The sequence below is a fragment of the Kitasatospora sp. MY 5-36 genome (assembly GCF_001182915.1).
Taxonomy (GTDB): Bacteria; Actinomycetota; Actinomycetes; order Streptomycetales; family Streptomycetaceae; genus Kitasatospora.
In genome coordinates this window covers 1-1,478 of sequence record NZ_LFVW01001190.1, presented here as the reverse complement: position 1 = coordinate 1,478, position 1,478 = coordinate 1, and the positions used below count along the sequence as shown (strand labels likewise).

Sequence of the window (1,478 nt, the reverse complement as noted above, 5' to 3'; positions counted from 1 at the left end):
CTCGCCGGCGGGCCCGGACGCCGCGACCGGCGGCAGGTCGAGCGTGGTCATCGGATGGTCCCTTCACGGTGCGGACGGCTGCGTGCCCTGTGGGCGGACTGACGGTCGGTCATGCTCAGTCCGCCGTCGCGGCGCCGGAGCGCGAGCGGTTGATGACGATCCCGGCCAGCACGTTGACCAGCAGGGTGAGCGCGAACAGCACCAGACCGGCGGCCATCAGCGCGGAGAGCGACAGCGCGTCCGACTCGCCGAAGCGCAGCGCGATCAGCGCGGAGATCGAGTTGGCGCCGTTCTCCAGGATGTGGGTGATGGCCTTGAAGTTCGGCGAGATGATCAGCGCGACGGCGATCGTCTCGCCCATCGCCCGGCCGAAGCCCAGCATCACCGCGCCGATGACCCCGCCCTTGCCGAACGGCAGGACGACCGCGCGGACCATCCCCCACCGGGTCGAGCCGAGCGCGTACGCGCCCTCCCGCTCGCCCTGCGGGGCCTGGGAGAACACCTCCCGGCTGAGCGAGGTCACGATCGGGATGATCATCAGGGAGACCACCACGCCGGCGATGAAGGTCGACGAGGTGTACGAGGTGCCGATGTCGCCGGTCCGCACCTTGAGGAAGGGGATGTACTCCCCCAGGTGGTTGGCCAGCCAGCGGACGAAGCCGATGATCCGCGGCTGCAGGAAGAACAGGCCCCACAGGCCGTAGACGATGCTGGGGATGGCCGCCATCAGGTCGATCAGCGAGACCAGGGCGGCCCGCAGCCGCACCGGGGCGTACTCGGAGATGAAGATCGCGGTGCCGATCGCCACCGGGACGGCGATGACCAGCGCGATCACCGCGATCAGCAGGCCGTTGGGCAGGACGGCGGCGATGCCGAAGTTGTGGGCGGCGGTCTGCCACTTCTGCTCGGTCAGGAAGGACAGGCCGACGGCGCGCAGCGCGTCGGAGCCGCGCAGGATCAGGAAGAAGGCGATCAGTCCCATGATCGCGAAGACCGAGAAGCCGGCCAGCCGCAGCACGCCGCGGAACACCCGGTCGCCCGGGGTCGCGGGGGAGGTGATCGTGCGGGGCACGTCCTGGTCGGGCCCGTGGTCGGGTTGGCGTGGTGCCCCGGCGTACGGTGCCGCGGGCTCGGCGGCGGATGTCATGGTGTGCTCTCCGTGCTCGGGAACGGGCGTGCTCGGTGAGGGACCGGGGCGCTGCCTCGGCGGGAGGGAAAGCGCTCGGCGGGGCCGGAACGGCGGCCCCGCCGAGCGCGGGTTCCTACTTGCGGCGCAGTCGCGACCACTGGGCGCGGGCGCCGGTCAGCACCTTCGCCCCGGCCGGGGTACCGCCCAGGACCAGCGCGGCCGGTCCTCCGACCAGCAGCACCAGGCCGGCGATCAGCGCGACGGGCAGCAGCAGGCGGGCGGTGCCGGGACGGTCGGGCACCGGGGTGCCGACCGGGGCCGCGGCGATCGCGTTGCCGGAGGGCGCGGT

The 1,478-nt window shown here is 72.5% G+C and carries 2 protein-coding genes; both read right to left on the bottom strand.

All coding sequences use genetic code 11. The annotated features are described in order from the left end of the window. Positions 1–115: 115 nt before the first annotated feature. Complete coding sequence (gene pstC / locus AE652_RS41305) at positions 116–1,147, bottom strand: phosphate ABC transporter permease subunit PstC (protein ID WP_049661130.1); 1,032 nt, start codon at positions 1,145–1,147, stop codon at positions 116–118. Positions 1,148–1,262: 115 nt separating this feature from the next. After that, positions 1,263–1,478: hypothetical protein (locus AE652_RS41300; RefSeq protein WP_049661128.1), on the bottom strand; the 216-nt coding region annotated here is incomplete at its 5' end.